16 protein-coding genes are annotated in these 15,045 nt (G+C 67.6%); 7 read left to right on the top strand and 9 right to left on the bottom strand.

The genetic code is table 11. The features are described from left to right. Positions 1–40 precede the first annotated feature (40 nt). The 7 genes from pstA to ITJ49_RS06520 all read right to left on the bottom strand — a co-directional run bounded on the left by pstA (position 41) and on the right by ITJ49_RS06520 (position 8,665). The gene (gene pstA / locus ITJ49_RS06550; RefSeq protein WP_194603061.1) at positions 41–1,126 is read right to left on the bottom strand and encodes a phosphate ABC transporter permease PstA; all 1,086 of its coding nucleotides are present in this window, start codon (positions 1,124–1,126) and stop codon (positions 41–43) included. After that, positions 1,126–2,085: a phosphate ABC transporter permease subunit PstC gene (gene pstC / locus ITJ49_RS06545; RefSeq protein ID WP_194603058.1), complete on the bottom strand. Its 960-nt coding sequence runs from the start codon at positions 2,083–2,085 to the stop codon at positions 1,126–1,128. Before pstC ends, pstA begins: the two co-directional genes overlap by 1 nt. A 137-nt stretch (positions 2,086–2,222) precedes the next feature. Beyond that, positions 2,223–3,305, bottom strand: coding sequence for a phosphate ABC transporter substrate-binding protein PstS (gene pstS / locus ITJ49_RS06540; RefSeq protein WP_194603055.1), 1,083 nt, complete (start codon positions 3,303–3,305; stop codon positions 2,223–2,225). A 399-nt stretch (positions 3,306–3,704) separates the two neighbouring features. Then, a complete protein-coding gene (locus tag ITJ49_RS06535; protein ID WP_370544398.1) occupies positions 3,705–4,682 on the bottom strand; it encodes an NUDIX domain-containing protein in 978 nt (325 codons plus the stop codon). Further along, positions 4,679–6,853: an RNA degradosome polyphosphate kinase gene (locus ITJ49_RS06530; protein WP_055965238.1), complete on the bottom strand. Its 2,175-nt coding sequence runs from the start codon at positions 6,851–6,853 to the stop codon at positions 4,679–4,681. The genes ITJ49_RS06535 and ITJ49_RS06530 overlap by 4 nt, the downstream gene beginning before the upstream one ends. A 233-nt stretch (positions 6,854–7,086) precedes the next feature. Next, the gene (gene mshD / locus ITJ49_RS06525) at positions 7,087–7,998 is read right to left on the bottom strand and encodes a mycothiol synthase (protein WP_194603052.1); all 912 of its coding nucleotides are present in this window, start codon (positions 7,996–7,998) and stop codon (positions 7,087–7,089) included. Next, entirely contained in the window at positions 7,982–8,665 is a 684-nt protein-coding gene (locus tag ITJ49_RS06520) for a winged helix-turn-helix domain-containing protein (RefSeq protein ID WP_055965244.1), read from the bottom strand. The genes mshD and ITJ49_RS06520 overlap by 17 nt, the downstream gene beginning before the upstream one ends. Positions 8,666–8,770: 105 nt before the next feature. Between ITJ49_RS06520 and ITJ49_RS06515 the strand changes: the two genes are divergently transcribed. The 4 genes from ITJ49_RS06515 (at position 8,771) to ITJ49_RS06500 (ending at position 11,991) form a co-directional block, all read left to right on the top strand. Continuing rightward, positions 8,771–9,052, top strand: coding sequence for a hypothetical protein (locus ITJ49_RS06515; RefSeq protein WP_194603049.1), 282 nt, complete (start codon positions 8,771–8,773; stop codon positions 9,050–9,052). A gap of 146 nt (positions 9,053–9,198) precedes the next feature. Next, positions 9,199–9,804, top strand: a complete 606-nt coding sequence (locus ITJ49_RS06510; protein ID WP_055965250.1) for an FABP family protein — start codon at positions 9,199–9,201, stop codon at positions 9,802–9,804. After that, positions 9,794–10,903 (top strand): folate-binding protein YgfZ, encoded by a 1,110-nt coding sequence (locus ITJ49_RS06505; protein ID WP_370544397.1) that lies wholly within the window; start codon positions 9,794–9,796, stop codon positions 10,901–10,903. The genes ITJ49_RS06510 and ITJ49_RS06505 overlap by 11 nt, the downstream gene beginning before the upstream one ends. Before the next feature lie 2 nt (positions 10,904–10,905). Continuing rightward, complete coding sequence (locus tag ITJ49_RS06500; RefSeq protein WP_194603044.1) at positions 10,906–11,991, top strand: FUSC family protein; 1,086 nt, start codon at positions 10,906–10,908, stop codon at positions 11,989–11,991. 94 nt (positions 11,992–12,085) lie between these two features. Here ITJ49_RS06500 and ITJ49_RS06495 read toward each other — a convergent pair whose 3' ends face one another. Continuing rightward, a complete protein-coding gene (locus tag ITJ49_RS06495; protein ID WP_194603041.1) occupies positions 12,086–12,874 on the bottom strand; it encodes a class I SAM-dependent methyltransferase in 789 nt (262 codons plus the stop codon). A 40-nt stretch (positions 12,875–12,914) separates the two neighbouring features. On the opposite strand from ITJ49_RS06495, the gene ITJ49_RS06490 reads away from it, so the two are divergent. The 3 genes from ITJ49_RS06490 to ITJ49_RS06480 all read left to right on the top strand — a co-directional run bounded on the left by ITJ49_RS06490 (position 12,915) and on the right by ITJ49_RS06480 (position 14,458). Further along, positions 12,915–13,682, top strand: a complete 768-nt coding sequence (locus tag ITJ49_RS06490; RefSeq protein ID WP_194603038.1) for a phosphoglyceromutase — start codon at positions 12,915–12,917, stop codon at positions 13,680–13,682. A 156-nt stretch (positions 13,683–13,838) separates the two neighbouring features. Further along, entirely contained in the window at positions 13,839–14,108 is a 270-nt protein-coding gene (locus ITJ49_RS06485; RefSeq protein WP_194603035.1) for a hypothetical protein, read from the top strand. Then, the gene (locus tag ITJ49_RS06480; protein WP_194603032.1) at positions 14,105–14,458 is read left to right on the top strand and encodes a GntR family transcriptional regulator; all 354 of its coding nucleotides are present in this window, start codon (positions 14,105–14,107) and stop codon (positions 14,456–14,458) included. The genes ITJ49_RS06485 and ITJ49_RS06480 overlap by 4 nt, the downstream gene beginning before the upstream one ends. 91 nt (positions 14,459–14,549) lie before the next feature. Here the strand turns inward: ITJ49_RS06480 and ITJ49_RS06475 are convergent, their stop codons facing one another. Next, the gene (locus ITJ49_RS06475; RefSeq protein WP_194603029.1) at positions 14,550–14,969 is read right to left on the bottom strand and encodes a hypothetical protein; all 420 of its coding nucleotides are present in this window, start codon (positions 14,967–14,969) and stop codon (positions 14,550–14,552) included. Positions 14,970–15,045: the final 76 nt, after the last annotated feature.

Raw genomic sequence — 15,045 nt, 5'->3', positions numbered from 1 at the left:
GGACGGAGCGGGGGAGAGCCGGGCTGAGGCGATGCCGCAGCTAGCGGCTGAGCTTGGGGGCGAAGAAGCGGCCGATGAGGCGGGCCAACAGGTTCAGGGCCATGACGATCAGGATCAGCACGAGGGCGCCGGTCCAGGCGCGCTCCACGAACGGTGTGGCATTTGGCCCCTGGTTGGCGTACTGCGTGTAGACGAACACCGGCAGGGTCATCATGCGGTCTTGGAGCAGGTCGTAGTTCATGCTCGTCGTGAAGCCGGTCGTGATGAGCAGGGGCGCGGTCTCGCCGATGACGCGCGAGATCGCCAGCATGACACCCGTCGTGAGACCGGCGATCGACGTCGGCAGGATGACCTTGACGATCGTCAGCCACTTCGGCACACCAAGAGCGAAGCTCGCCTCGCGCAGCTCGTTCGGCACGATCTTCAGGATCTCTTCGCTGGAGCGGACCACGACCGGGATCATGAGCACGCTGAGCGCGATCGAGCCGACGATACCGGCACGGTACGCCGGACCGAGAAGGAGGGAGAAGAGCGCAAAGGCGAACAGGCCGGCGACGATGGAGGGGATGCCCGTCATCACGTCGACGAAGAACGTGATCGATCGAGCCAGACGACCCCGGCCGTACTCGACCAGGTAGATCGAGGTGAGCAGGCCGATCGGGACGCTGATCAGTGTCGCGATGGCCGTGATCTCGAGGGTTCCGACGATCGCGTGCAGGGCGCCGCCGCCGTCGCCGATCACGTTGCGCATCGACTCACTGAAGTAAGCGGAGTCGAAGCGGGCGAGCCCGCGTGACAACACCGTGTAGATGAGCGAGATCAGGGGGAGCAGCGTCACGATGAAGGCCGTGGCGACCAGCGAGGTGACGAGGCGGTCCTTTGCCTTGCGACCACCCTCGACGACCATCGAGATCACGACGATGAGGATGTCGAAGAGGATGGTGCCGAAGAAGAGAGCGCCGACGATGTTGAAGTCGCGGGTGGTTCCCGACGCCTCGAGCAGCAGGAAAATGACCACGAAGATCGCCCAGCTGACGATGAGCAGGCCCCACGGGGCGCCCTTCGGCAGCTTGCCGGCGGTCAGCGTGTTGGTGCGAGTGGACGTGTTGCGGACGGCGACCGACATCAGTTGGCTCCCGAGAAGTCTTTGCGGCGGTTGACGACGAACCGGGCCGCCATGTTGACCAGCAGTGTGATGACGAAGAGGATCAGGCCCGACGCGATGAGGGTGTTCAGACCGACTCCCTGCGCCTCGTTGAATTGGAGCGCGATGTTGGCGGCGATCGTGTTCGGGTTCTGACTCGTCAGAAGGAAGATGTTCACGACCGCGGCCGGCGACAGCACGATCGCGATGGCCAGGGTTTCACCGAGGGCGCGACCGAGGCCGAGCATGACCGCGGAGACCATGCCGGAGCGAGCGAACGGAAGCACTGCCATCTGGATCATCTCGAAGCGCGTCGCGCCGAGGGCCAGAGCGGCCTCCTCGTGCAGACGCGGAGCCTGCAGGAAGATCTCGCGCATGACCGCGGTCATGATCGGCAGGATCATCACGGCGAGCACGATGGACGCCGTGAGGATTGTCTTGCCGGTGCCGGAGACGGGCCCCGCGAAGAGGGGAATCCAGCCGAGCTTGTCGACGAGAGTCGAGTAGAAGGGCTGGATGAAGGGGGCGAGCACGAGCACGCCCCAGAGGCCGAACACGACGCTGGGCACGGCTGCCAGCAGGTCGATGATGTAGCCGAGCAACTGGCTGATGCGGCGCGGTGCGTAGTGCGAGATGAAGAGCGCGATGCCGAGCGCGAGCGGGGTAGCGATGATGAGGGCCAGCAGGGCAGCCCAGATGGTGCCGAAGACGAGGGGGCCGACGTAGTCCCAGAAGCTCTTCGCGCCCTGAGGGATCTCGCCGGGCTTGGCGGTCAGGGCCGGGATGCTCTGCACGATGAGGAACAGGGCGACCGCGACGAGCACGACGAGGATCAACGACCCCGAAAGCACCGTGGCGGTGGAGAAGACGCGATCGCCGAGACGAACGACGGACTTGGGTCGGGTGTCTGCCTTGGAGGGGCGTTCCGCGGTAGCGGTCATGAAGAGGAGATCCTGCTCTGGCTCGGTGGGCCGCACGACTGTTCGGGATAGAGGAGCTGGGCACTGGGTGGTGCTAGTGAAGCAGAGGAATCCGGGCCGCGGAAGAGTCCGCGACCCGGATCCTGGTCGTGCTGGTGTTACTTGATGGTGGCGGCAGCCGTCGCGACCTTGGAGGCGAGGTCGCTGGTCAGCTCAGCCGACTTGGCCTGCTCGGCGGCGGCCTTCTGACCGTCGGAGCTGGCTGCGTAGGTGGCGTAGGCCTTGACCAGGTTGCCCTTGGCGCTGTCCTTGTAGGTGTCGCAGGCGATGATGTAGCTCACGAGCACGAGAGGCCAGTCACCCTTGTCGGTAAGCGTCCGGTCGATGTTGATCGCGAGGTCGTTGTCAGCGCGGCCTTCGACCAGCGGGGACTTGGAGACGACCGCAGCGGCGCCGTCGGCGCTGAGCTCGGTGGCGGTTCCGCCGACCATCAGCTTCGCGACGGAAAGGTCGCCCACAGCCGAGTCGTCGAGGTACGTGATCGAGTTCTTCGAGTTCTTGGTGGCGTCGGCCACACCGGAACCACCCTTGGCCGCGTCACCCACGGAGTAGGGGAACGTCTGCGAGGCCTCTTCGGTCCAGACCGACTTGGCCTGGCTCGCGAGGTACTGCGAGAAGTTGAAGGTGGTGCCGGAGTCGTCCGAACGGTGCACGACCGTGATCGCAGCGCTGGGGAGCTTCGCGTCGGGGTTCAGCTTGGTGATCGCCGCGTCGTTCCACTTGGTGATCGTGCCCTTGAAGATGCCGGCGATGGTGTCGGCGTCGAGGGTGAGGTCGGTGAGGCCGTCGACGTTGTACGCGATGGCGATCGGCGAGATGTAGACGGGGAGGTCGATGGCCTTGGAGTCGGCAGCGCACCCGGCGAAGGTCGACTTGAGCTCGTCGTCCGAGAGAGCGGCGTCGGAGCCGGCGAAGTCAGCAGCACCCGAGATGAAGCTGGTGCGACCGGCGCCGGAGCCCTGCGGGTCGTAGTTGACGTTGGCATCGGCGTTGGCCTGCTGGAAGGCGGAAGCCCAGGCGGTCTCAGCGGCCTGCTGAGCAGACGAGCCGATGCCGTTGATGGTGCCGGAGAGGTCGCTCGAGCCAGTGCCCGAGCCGCCCTCGTTCGATGCACAGGAAGACAGTGCAATTGCTCCGACGATGGCGATGGCGGCGATGCTGCCAACTCGCTTGATGTTCACAGATTTCCCTTCGGGGAGGACTAAGTCGTGATGCAGGGGTATGCCCCCGTGAGGGAGCGAGACTCGAATGAGTCACGGGCCGGTGCTGACCCGCGAGCGAGGCTACGTTTCTGCGTTAACGACGTTCGTCTGTACCGGTGAACGGAAGGTGAACGGCCGGAGAACAAGCGCCGGGGATCCGAGGGGTTGGCAGGGTGAGGAGTAGGGCGGTTCGCCAGGACGCGCCTCCTGAGTTCAGGTGGGGTGCTCGGCGAGTCCTGCGTTAGGGCCCTGGCAGCGCCACAACGCCTTGGCTCAGGATCCGGGGCGCCGCTCACGCCTGAGTTGTGCGCCCGTTGTCCTGAATACAAGAGCCCTGAGTGCAGGTGCCCTGGCGGCGGATCCTGAGCCCCTGCCCGCCTACAGGCCTGACCCGTGCGTCTCGATGGCGACGAGCGTCGCGTCAGCGCGAGACAGATGCAGCACGGTGTAGTCGCCGGTGCTCAGCGAGCCGAAACGGCGGAGGTCGAGCGCGTAGCCGCCGTTCGCCTGGGACGCGATCTGGCGGATGATCTCGGGCAGGACAGGGCCGTGGCTGCAGAGGACGGCGTCGACTCGCTTCTTCAAGCGCTTCTTGACGACGCCCGCGACATCGGCGGTGCCGGCCTCGAACGCGTCTTGGCTGAGGGCGTCGGTCTGGCGGACACCCACGTGCGAGGCCGCCGACAGCGGCTCGACCGTGGCCAGGCAGCGGGCGGCGGTGCTGCTGATGATGCGTGCGGGTCGCCAGGAGGCGATTCCCGGTGCGATCGCCTTGGCCTGTTTGCGACCCACCGGCAGCAGGGGCCTCGTCGAATCGGCGCCCGACCACTCGCCGGGTGCGACGGTCTTGGCGTGCCGCAGAGCCACGATCGCGAACGTGCGCGCCTGGTCGGCGGCGACTCGATCGGCGAAGCGGTCGAGGATCTCGGCGTCACGCTCGTAGGTGAGCTGCGCACGAGCCTTGGCAAGGGGGACCCACTCGATCTTCTGCACCTCGTCGTTCGGAGAGAAGGATCCGGCCGCAGCGAACTCGGCATCACCGACCTCAGCGGCCCAATAGTGCACCACCTTGTCGCGCCCGCCCGGCAGAAGGTATTCGGCCGTGCCGAGCGGTGCGCCGAGGGCGACGGAGTAGCCGGTCTCTTCGCGGATCTCTCGCACAGCCGTCTGGGGGGTCGACTCACCGGAATCGACCTTGCCCTTCGGCAGCGACACGTCGTGGTGGTAGTCGCGGTGGATCAGAAGCACCCGGACTTTTCCGTCGACGAGCCTCCAGCACACGGCGCCCGCGGCGACGATCGTGGTGGCGGCCGGCTTCGAGGCCGTCTGCAGGGGCGTGTCTCGCCTGGGTGTCACCGTGTGGAACGCCTTCTCTTGCTGATCTGCTTCATGAGGCCATCTTGCATGTCGGCGAGACGTTCGCCCGAATCACTGCGCGAGTGGCGCTCCCACGAGCCCTCGGGCGTGAGGTACCACGACGATGTCTCGGGCGACATGGCCAGGTTGAAGAGCGCCTCGATCTCGGCGAGGTGATCGTCTTGGACGAGCCGGACCAGCACTTCGACACGGCGATCGAGGTTGCGGTGCATCATGTCGGCGCTGCCGATGAACACCTGCGGGTCGCCGTCGTTGTGGAACGAGAACAGACGGGAGTGCTCGAGGTAGCGGCCCAGAATGGAGCGCACGCGGATGTTCTCGCTGAGGCCGGGGATGCCCGCCTTGAGCGAGCAGATGCCGCGCACCCAGATGTCGATCGGCACCCCCGCGTTGCTCGCGTGGTAGAGCGCGTCGATGATTTCTTCGTCGACCATCGAGTTGATCTTGATGCGGATGCCCGAGGGCTTGCCGGCGGCGGCGTTCTCCGCCTCCACGGCGATGCGCTTGATGAGGCCCTTGCGCAGGTGGAGCGGTGCGACGAGCAGGCGCTTGAACTTCTTCTCGATGGCATAGCCCGAGAGCTCGTTGAAGAGGCGGGTGACGTCTTTTCCGACCTGGTCGTCGGCGGTGAAGAGACCCATGTCTTCGTAGATGCGGCTGGTCTTGGGGTTGTAGTTGCCCGTGCCGATGTGCGTGTAGTGGCGGAGTCGACCGCCCTTCTCCTGGCGGATGACCAGCGCGAGCTTGCAGTGCGTCTTCAGCCCGACGAGGCCGTAGACGACGTGCACGCCGGCCTTCTCGAGCTTGCGCGCCCAGGTGATGTTGTTCTGCTCGTCGAAGCGGGCCTTGATCTCGACCAGTGCGAGCACCTGCTTGCCGGCCTCGGCCGCGTCGATGAGGGCCTCGATGATGGGGCTGTCACCCGACGTGCGGTACAGGGTCTGCTTGATTGCCAGCACGTTCGGGTCGGCGGCGGCCTGCTCGAGGAACGCCTGCACGCTCGTCGCGAACGACTCGTAGGGGTGGTGCACGAGCACGTCACGACGCGAGATGCTCGCGAAGATGTCGGGCTTCATGTTCGGCTCGGTCGGCAGAAGCTGCACGGCCGTGGTGGGGAGGTGCTTGGCGTAGTGCAGCTCGGGGTTGGTGATCTTGGCGATCTCGAACAGGCCGGCGAGGTCGAGCGGCGCCGGAAGGCGATAGACCTCTTGGTCGGTGATGTCGAGCTCGCGGACGAGCAGCTCGAGCGTGACGGGATCCATGTCTTCGGTGATCTCGAGACGGATCGGCGGGCCGAAGCGGCGGCGCAGCAGCTCTTTCTCGAGCGCCTGGATGAGGTTCTCCGACTCGTCTTCGTCGATCTCGACATCTTCGTTGCGGGTGACACGGAAGACGTGGTGCTCGTTGACCTCCATGCCCGGGAACAGGTCTTGCAGGTGGTTCGCGATGAGGTCTTCGAGCGGGATGAAGCGGAGGCGACCGCTGCCGTCGTCGGGCAGCTGTACGAAACGGGGGAGCACCTGCGGCACCTTGAGGCGCGCGAACTCCTGCTTCTCGGTCTTCGGGTTGCGCACTCGCACAGCGAGGTTGAGCGACAGGCCGGAGATATAGGGGAACGGGTGGGCCGGGTCGACGGCCAGCGGCATCAGCACCGGGAAGATCTGGTTGGAGAACACCTCGTGCATGCGCTCGCGGTCGGTCGCGTCGAGGTCGGACCACATCTCGACGTGGATGCCCGCGGCGTCGAGGTCGGGCTTGACCGAGTCGCTGAAGGCGCGCGCGTGGCGGGCCTGGAGCTCGTAGGCGCGCGCGTTGATCGTCGCGAGGACGTCTTTGGGCGAGGTGCCGATGTTGGTCGGCACGGCGAGCCCGGTCGCGATGCGGCGCTTGAGGCCGGCCACCCGCACCATGAAGAACTCGTCGAGGTTGCTCGCGAAGATCGCGAGGAAGTTGGCGCGCTCGAGCAGCGGGGTGTCGGGATCTTCGGCGAGCTCGAGAACCCTCTGGTTGAACGACAGCCAGCTGATCTCGCGATCGAGGAACCGGTCGGTCGGCAGGGTGGCGTCGACGTCGAAGGTGACCATCTCGTCGAAGTCGTCGATCAAGTCGTTCGAGACGGCTGCGCCGTCGACGTAGGGTTCGCTATCCATCTCTCAATCCTGCCACCCGTGGCTCTTCGCGAGGGTCGTGGCGTGTGAACTGTTGGTAACTCCGCTTTGTGCACACGCGGCGTTGTGGCAGTATTTCGTCAATTTGCGAGCGATTCGACGAGGCAGTCACACCAGTTACTGCCGTTCGGCGTCTGCGCCGACGGATCGCTCTCAAATTGGCGTCGCGCGCGGGGTGGGCAGAACGGGCAGGCAGAACGGGCAGGGGGGCGAGGTCAGCGCGAGAGGGTGTACTGCACGTCGATCGCGTGATCGGTGAAGCCCCGCGTCGCGTAGAGACCGAGCGCCGCGTCGTTGTCGCCCTCGACGTAGAGGGTGGCCGTCGCGACGCCGCGCTGAGCAAGCCGTGCCAGGCCGGCGTCGACGATCGCGCCGCCGAGGTGCTCGCCCTGGTGGTCGGGCGAGACGCCCACGGCGTAGAACTCGCCGAACGAGCCCGAGCCCGAATCAGCGCCCGAGCCCGACCCTGAATCAGCACCCGTACCCACCTCCACCTTTAACCAGGCGAAGGCGAGCAGTTCGTCGTCTTTCCACAGCAGTAAAAAGTCGCCCGGATCGAACCAGTCGTCGGCCTTGCGGGCGTCGAGGTCGAGTTGCGTGAGCGACCCCTGCTCCGGGTGCGAGGCGAAGGCGCGCGCGTTGAGGTCGAGCCAGGCGGCGTCGTCGATGCCGGGGCGGAACGCCCGGACAGCCAAGCCTGAAGGAAGTGCAGGATCCGACGCACCCGCATCGACCCTGGCCCGCTGCTGCAGCAGGCGCCGCGTCGGCACGAAACCGAAGCCCTCGGCCAGGCGGCGGGCGGCCGGGTGGTCTCCGTGTGCCCACACGGCGAGCGGCCCTTCGGTGACGTCGATCACCGCGCGCAGAAGGACGGTGCCGAGGCCGGCCCCGCGAACGGCCGGGCGAACGACGAGTTCGGCCTCGCCCGGGCGCAGGATGGCCGCAGCGTCGCCGTCGCCGAGAACGGTCGCGTCGCCCGAACGGGCCTCGACGAGAGCCTGGTCGGAGAATGGCGGCGAGCCGTCGGCGGCGGTGGCCTCGGCGGTGAGCGGGGCGAGCATCGCGGCGGCGGCGGCCCCGCTGCGGTCGGGCTGACCGACCGGGGTGGCGTCAGCTTCTGAGGGCATCTCGCTGCTCGTCGTCGTAGACGTTGAAGCGGTAGCCGACGTTGCGCACGGTACCGATGAGCGACTCGAGGTCGCCGAGCTTCGCGCGGAGGCGACGCACGTGCACGTCGACCGTGCGGGTGCCGCCGAAGTAGTCGTAGCCCCAGACCTCGCTGAGCAGCTGCTCGCGCGTGAAGACGCGCGACGGATGCGTCGCGAAGAAGCGGAGCAGTTCGAATTCTTTGAAGGTGAGGTCGAGGGGCTTGCCGTGCACCTTCGCCGAGTAGCTTGCCTCGTCGATGACGACGCCGGAGGCCTGGATCTTCGACCCGGTCTGGCTTTGGGCGAGGCGGCCGGTGACCAACCTGATTCGCGCGTCGACCTCGGCGGGGCCGGCCGACTCGAGGATGACGTCGTCGACGCCCCACTCGGAGTTGACGGCGGTTAGGCCGCCCTCGGTGAGGACGAGCACGATGGGCACGGTGACGCCGGTGGTGCGCAGGATCTTGCAGAGCGACTTCGCGCTGGCGAGATCGGTGCGGGCGTCGACGAAGATGAGGTCGCTCGAGGGGGCGTTGACGAGATGCGCGGGCTCTGCCGGGATCTGCCGGGTACGGTGACTGAGAAGCGCCAGTGCGGGCAGGACCTCGGGCGTACCGGAGGAAGTCAGGACCAAGAGCTGCGCCACACGACCTCCAGTTGATGTTCTCTCGTGATTCTAATTCACAGAGAAGTTGACCCCGGACCACCCTAGTGGGTGCCCCCATCAGCGCCAGTGGGCCAGGATGGAGGGGTGGAAACCAGCAACCGCCGAGTGCGCCTCCGTCTCGCGACGACCATTCCCGTGTGGTTCGTCGCTCTCGTGGGCGCCGTAGTCGTCGGCCTGACCGTCGACGGTGACGGCTATCTCGTCTGGCTTCCGCTCGTGCTGGGTTTTACCATTGTGCTGACGTTCTGCCTGCAGCTCGCGACCCGCGAGAAAGACGGGCTCGTCGACCGGACGATGCTGAGCCTGTCGGGAAGTCTCGTCGTGCTGGGTATCGCCACCGGGATCCTCGCTCTCCCCTCCCTCTGACCAGGCCTCGCGGGTAGGCTGACTGCATGGATTCTCTGCTTGCCCTCGAGATGTTCTACATCGGTCTGCTCGTCGTCGCGTCTCTCTGCATTGCGTTCGTTGCGGTGACGGTGCTCGTGAAGCTGTTCAAAGGTCAGCGCTGACCCTTGATCGAAATTCCCGTCGACCTGCCCGCCGAGCTCGTTCCCCTCTCCTGGCTCATCGGGGTGTGGGAGGGCACCGGCGTCGTCGACTACAAGACCGGCGACGACCCCGAGTCGCGCCGCACCCATGAGTTCGGCCAGCGCGTGAGCTTCAGTCACGACGGCCTGCCGTTTCTTAACTACAGCTCGTACTCCTGGCTGCTCGACGAAGAGAACACGCCGCTCGTCAGCGAGACCGGCTACTGGCGGCTCGACCGCCCGTCCGAAGAGGGCGACCGGGGCCCTGGCATGCTGCCGGGCGTGGGAATCCAGCCGTTCACCACGCCTCGGGCAGTCGAAGTGCTCCGCACGCCCGACGACGGGTTCAACATCGAGGTGGCGCTGGTGCACCCGACCGGTGTGAACGAGCTCTACCTCGGCCGGGTCAAGGGTCCGCGAATCGATCTCTCGACCGACGCGGTGGTCCGCTCAAGCAACGCCAAAGAGTATTCGGCCGCCACTCGCATGTACGGGCTCGTAGACAACCACCTCCTCTGGGCGTGGGATGTCGCGGCTCTCGGAAACGAGCTGCGCACGCACGCGTCGGGTCAGCTCGCTCGTGTCGAGTAGCGTTCCGGCGACGTCGTTCGCCGCACGACCGGGCTTCGTGGCCGACGACTCCACCGGCGTCGCCGCGCACTTCGGTAACCCCCTCGTCGAACAACGGGCACTTCTTTCCGGATCCGCGGTGGTCCAGGTGCCGTCGAGAGGTCTCGTCACGGTCTCGGGGCCCGACCGGCTGTCGTGGCTCGACTCGCTCACCAGCCAGAGCCTCAAGAGCCTCGCTCCCGGCAGCTCGACCGAGACGCTGCTGCTCGATCCTTCGGGCCGGGTGGAGCACGCGGCCGGTGTGCTCGACGACGGCGAGACCACGTGGTTGCTCGTCGATGCGGCCGAGGCCGAGAGCTTTGCCGCGTGGCTCGATCGGATGCGCTTCATGCTGCGCGTCGAGGTCGCTGACCGCAGCGCCGACTTCGCGGTGCTCGGATCGTTCGCCGACCTCGCCCTTCCCGCAGCCAGCCCCGCCGGCATCCCCCTCGTCTGGATCGACCCGTGGCACGAGGTCGCCGTCGGCGGCGTCGGCTACGCCGCCGAGGCCGGCCACCCGGCCGCCGACTGGAGCTACCGCGAGACGCTCGTCACGGCCGAGTCCCTTGCCGACGTCGCCGCATCCGAGGTGCCCGTCGCCGGTGCCCTCGCGCTCGAGGCGCTCCGGGTCGCCGCCTGGCGTCCGCGCCTCGCGACCGAGGTCGACGAGCGGAGCATCCCGCACGAGCTCGACTGGCTCCGCTCGGCCGTGCATCTGGCCAAGGGCTGCTACCGCGGGCAAGAGACCGTCGCGAAGGTGCACAATCTCGGCCACCCGCCGAGGCGCCTCGTCATGCTGCACCTCGACGGCTCCGACAATGTGCTGCCCGGTCACGGTGACGTCGTGCGCAAGGGCGACCGCGAGGTCGGTTCGATCACCTCGTCGGGCACCCATTACGAGCTCGGCCCGATCGCGCTCGCCCTCGTCAAGCGCAGCCTCGACGTCACCGCGCCGCTGACCGTTCTGGCCGGCGACGACGACACCGTCGTGGCCGCCGCGCAGCAGACCATCGTTCCCCCCGACGCCGGCGCCGCTGCCGGTGTTCCCCGGCTGCCGCGGCTCGGTGCCGTCCGGCGCTGACCGTGCGGTTCTCCCTCCCTCGGGCCGGGGGCTTCGACGTTCGTGCGTCGGCGTTGCGGGTGCGCTCCTCGCTGCCGGCGATGGTGCAGATCGTGCTCGCGGCCGGGATCGCGTACTCGATCGCCCGCCTCGGCATCGGTCACCCGATGCCGATCCTGGCCGTGACCGTCACCATTTCGTCTCTCGGTTTCGCCCGTGACGCGAGGCCACGCCGCGTGCTCGAGAATGCTGTCGGCGTGGTCATCGGCATCGCCCTCAGCGAGCTCCTGCTGCTGGTCTTCGGCAAGGGCTTCTGGCAGTACGGCATCGTGCTCTTCGTCGCGCTTGCCGTGGCCAGGTTTCTGTCGCCGACCAGTGCCTTCGCCATCGCGGCGGCGACGCAGTCGATGTTCGTCATGCTCCTGCCGGATCCCGCGGGCGGGCCGTTCACCCGGTCGCTCGACGGGCTGGTCGGCGGGGCCGTCGCTCTCCTCATCACAGCGCTCGTTCCGCGGGACCCGATCGGCCTCGCCCGGGCCGATGCCCGTCGCCTCTTCGCCGAGCTCGACCCCGCGTTCGCCTCGCTCGTGCGGGCACTCCGGCACGACGACGTCCGGCAGGCCGATGCGGCCCTCGATCGACTCCGCACAACGCAGCCGCTCCTCGACGACTGGGCGGCGACCCTCGACACGGCGTCGTCGATCTCGCGGATCTCGCCATTTCTGCGACGCAAGGTGCCCGTCATAGCTACGGAAGCGCGGATCCTGCGCTATCTCGACCTCGCGGTGCGGAACCTCCGGGTGGTCACCCGACGCATCGACACCACGATCGGCGACGGCCGACGTCGGCCCGAGGTGGCTGACCTCGTGGCGAGCATCGCGCTGGCGACGAGTGTGCTGGGGGAGTCGTTGGAGGCGGTGGAGCGGGTGCCGGCCGCCCAGGAGGCGCTGGTCGCGGTGGGGCGGAGGCTGGATCCTGCGGTCGTCCTGCCCGGGGCGCCCGTGGCCGAGACGGTGCTCGTGCTGATGCTACGGCCACTCGTCATCGACCTGCTCATGGCGACGGGCTTGCCGCATGACGACGCGCGCTCGCGCCTCGCGCCCCTCTGACACCGGTTTTCGGTGTTGACACCGTCTCTCGACGGTGTCGGGCCCGAAATGCGGTGTCGGGCCCGAAAAGCGGCGCCAAGCTCGCGAAGCGGCGTCACGCCGGGGCGACCGCCGACCACGGCACCGAGATCTCGCCGAGCCTCCACCGCGCGCGCCCGTGCAGCACCGGCCAGCCCGCCGACCGCATCCCCTCGACGGTCGCGACCCAGCGCTGCACCGGCGAGTACACGGCGAGGGCGGCGTTGTAGCGCCAGTGGCGGTCGAGCTCCTCGAGGAACGCGTGGATCCTCTCCCCCTCGACATTGCGATGGATCAGCGCCTTCGGCAACCGCTCGGCGACGATCAGGGGGCTCTCGAGCGAGGCGAGACGCAGCGACGCGGTGAATGTCTGCGGGCCGTCCGAGGTCACGCCGACCCAGCTCGCGACGCGGCCCACTTCGTTGCAGGTGCCCTCGACGAGGACGCCGCCGGGGGCGAGGCGCGAGACCATGAGATCCCAGGATCCGGCCACCGCCTCCTCGGGATACTGCCGCAGCACGTTCAGCGCCCGGATCACCGCTGGCCGCCGACCGGCCCGCTCCATTGCATCCGGCAGCGGCACTTCGAACCCGCCGAGCCGGAACGACACCCCCGGCTTGGCAGACAGGGATGCCAGCGCCACTCGTTCGGGCTCGATCTCGATGCCCACGACCTCGACCTCCGGCCGCACCCGAGCCAGTCGGTGGTGCAGTTCGAGCGGTGTCGTCGCGCTGGCGCCGTAGCCCAGATCGACGACCAGAGGATCCGCGGCGGTGCGGAATGCGGGCAGACTCGCGATCCAGCGATCGACCCGGCGCAGGCGGTTGGTGCCCGTGGTTCCGCGCGTGACGTGACCTGTGGGCATGCCACCATCCTAGGAACGACGCGACGATAGGATCGTCAGCATGACTTCGACGCTCATCCTTCTCCGGCACGGCAACAGCGAGTGGAACCAGAAGAACCTCTTCACCGGGTGGGTCGACGTCCGCCTGAGTGAGCAGGGCACCGCCGAGGCGAAGCGCGCCGGGCAGCTGCTGCGCGACTCCGGCCTCAAGCCCGACATCCTCTACACCTCGCGTCTCACCCGCGCGATCCAGACCGCCGATCTCGCTCTCGAAGAGGCCGACCGGCTGTGGATCGACGTGAAGCGCTCGTGGCGTCTCAACGAGCGTCACTACGGTGCGCTCCAGGGCAAAGACAAGGCCGAGACGCTCGAAGAGTACGGCCCCGAGCAGTTCCAGACCTGGCGCCGATCGTTCGACGTGCCGCCGCCGCCGCTCGACGACGACAGCAAGTGGTCGCAGGCGCACGACGAGCGCTACGTCGACCTCGGGGTCGATGCCCCGCGCACCGAGTCGCTCAAGCTCGTCATCGAGCGCATGCTTCCCTACTGGGAGAGCGACATCACCGTCGATCTCGCCGCCGGCAAGACCGTGCTCGTCACCGCGCACGGCAACTCGCTGCGCGCTCTGGTCAAGCACCTCGACGGCATCTCCGACGACGAGATCGCCGAGCTAAACATCCCCACCGGCATCCCCCTGGTCTACGAGCTCGACGACGATTTCAAGCCGACCAAGCGCGGGGCGTACCTCGACCCGGAGGCCGCTGCCGCCGGCGCCGCCGCCGTTGCCAACCAGGGCAAGAGCGACGGGCTCGACGCGACCAAGGCGTAGGTTCTCGGCTCGGCACCGCCTGATCGGCCTCAACCCGCCTGAACGGCCTAAACACCTGCCCTAGGGCGGCTCTTTACGCCGACCAGGCGGGTTTGCTATTGCGCCCCTTGCTTTGTAGTGACACATTGCTACAGTCGTAGGTACAAAGGGGTGGGTATGGATCTGTACTTTTACGTGAGCTTCGCGGTGTACCCCGCGGCGCTCGCCCTGGGCGGCTACTGGGCGGTTATCGGCGCGGGTGGCGGGCCCGTCGATTTGCGCCCCGCTGACGTGGTCATCATGATCGCGCTGCTGCTCGGGTGCATCCTCTTCAGCATCGGGTTCCGCAACACCCGCACCTGGTACCTCGAGCAGTTCTGGCCGGGATCCCGCCGTCGTACACCGGCCGAAGAGGCCCTCAGAATCGCAGGAGCCAGCCCCTCGTGATCACACTCGACCCCCGCTCTCCGACACCACCCTTCGAGCAGCTCCGCGGTCAGCTCGCGGGCCAGGTGCGCGGGGGAGTCCTCGCCGCCGGCCACCGTCTGCCGACAGTGCGGCGTCTCGCCGAAGACCTCGGCATCGCTCCGAACACCGTCGCCCGCGCGTATCGCGAACTGGAGGCCGAGGGTCTCATCGAGACGCGGGGGCGGAACGGCACGGTTGTGCGCGCGCAGGGCGCCGACCCCGAGGTAGCCGCCCAGCAGGCGGCGTGCGTCTACGCCGAGCGGGTGAAGGATCTCGGCGTCGACCCGGCCGATGCGCTCCGGTTCGTTCGCGCTGCGCTTGGATCCTGAACTGTACTGGTTGGGCGAGACGCCGCTCACCGCAGCGGACCTCGGACAAGCCTCGGTCGCCCGCTGTGGCGAGCGTCGTCTCTCCTCGCGACTAGACGAAGAGGGCGCTGATCTCTTGCACGAGGGCGTCCATGTCGACGGTCTCGACGGCGTCGACCTGCACGAACGGGGTGAGGCCGAGCTCGCCGCCGGGGGCGCCGCACCAGACCTCGACGACGCGGGGTGAGCCGGCCAGGTCGATGCCGCCGGTGACCGCATCGGCGTCGGCCCGCTCGAAGAAGGCGTCGACGACCACGCCGGCGTCGATCAGCCCGGCCGTGCGCCACACCGTCTCGATGGCCAGCCGGCGAATACCCTCGCGCGGCGCAACGGGCCCCGTCGCCTGCGTCAGGGTTTCCTGCACGGCGCCCGGCTTCAGCACGGGGCAGCCGAGCAGGATCCCGAGTGCTGACGAGATCTCTGACTTGCGGGGGTCAGGGGTTCCGTTGACGATGATCGCTACCTGGGCCATGCATCGATTCTCTCGCACGCCGGCCTGCCACCAGACCGCCCGCCACCGTTGTATACAGTTCGATCATTGACAGTTC

Source organism: Frondihabitans sp. VKM Ac-2883 (assembly GCF_015350875.1).
In the GTDB taxonomy this organism is placed as follows: Bacteria; Actinomycetota; Actinomycetes; order Actinomycetales; family Microbacteriaceae; genus Frondihabitans.
The sequence above is the reverse complement of the archived record's forward strand: the minus strand, read 5'-3'. Positions and strand labels throughout refer to the sequence as shown.

Coding starts and splice junctions, on each gene's coding strand:
- pstA (WP_194603061.1), bottom strand. CDS start 1,126: ATGTCGGTCGCCGTCCGCAACACGTCCACTCGCACCAACACGCTGACC.
- pstC (WP_194603058.1), bottom strand. CDS start 2,085: ATGACCGCTACCGCGGAACGCCCCTCCAAGGCAGACACCCGACCCAAG.
- ITJ49_RS06530 (WP_055965238.1), bottom strand. CDS start 6,853: ATGGATAGCGAACCCTACGTCGACGGCGCAGCCGTCTCGAACGACTTG.
- mshD (WP_194603052.1), bottom strand. CDS start 7,998: ATGCCCTCAGAAGCTGACGCCACCCCGGTCGGTCAGCCCGACCGCAGC.
- ITJ49_RS06495 (WP_194603041.1), bottom strand. CDS start 12,874: ATGCCCACAGGTCACGTCACGCGCGGAACCACGGGCACCAACCGCCTG.
- ITJ49_RS06490 (WP_194603038.1), top strand. CDS start 12,915: ATGACTTCGACGCTCATCCTTCTCCGGCACGGCAACAGCGAGTGGAAC.
- ITJ49_RS06485 (WP_194603035.1), top strand. CDS start 13,839: ATGGATCTGTACTTTTACGTGAGCTTCGCGGTGTACCCCGCGGCGCTC.
- ITJ49_RS06475 (WP_194603029.1), bottom strand. CDS start 14,969: ATGGCCCAGGTAGCGATCATCGTCAACGGAACCCCTGACCCCCGCAAG.